1 protein-coding gene is annotated in these 357 nt (G+C 64.1%); it reads right to left on the bottom strand.

What is annotated here, in order from left to right; translation table 11 throughout:
- On the bottom strand, window positions 1-357 hold a 357-nt coding region (locus tag AC1D0P_RS32550; protein ID WP_477680492.1), incomplete at both ends, for an ABC transporter permease family protein.

Genomic DNA, 357 nt, shown 5'->3' with positions numbered 1-357 from the left:
GGGGAAGGTGACGAAGACCGTGGCGAGCACGATGCCGGGCACCGCGAAGAGCACCTCGACCCCGTGCGCCTTGAGCCAAGGCCCGAGCGCGCTGTTGGCGCCGAACAGCAGAACATAGACCAGGCCGGAAATCACCGGCGAGATCGAGAACGGCAGGTCGATCAGGGTGATCAGGAAGGTCTTGCCCTTGAAATCGAACTTGGCGATCGCCCAGGAGGCGGCGAGCCCGAACAGCAGATTGAGCGGCACCGCAATAGCGGCGACGAGCAGCGTCAGGCGGATCGCCGCCTGCGCGTCCGGATCGCTCAATGCCTCCATATAGGTGCCAAAGCCATGCCGAAAGGCTTCGACCAGGAC

This window comes from Polaromonas sp. P1_G2 (assembly GCF_056405515.1).
The sequence above is the reverse complement of the archived record's forward strand: the minus strand, read 5'-3'. Positions and strand labels throughout refer to the sequence as shown.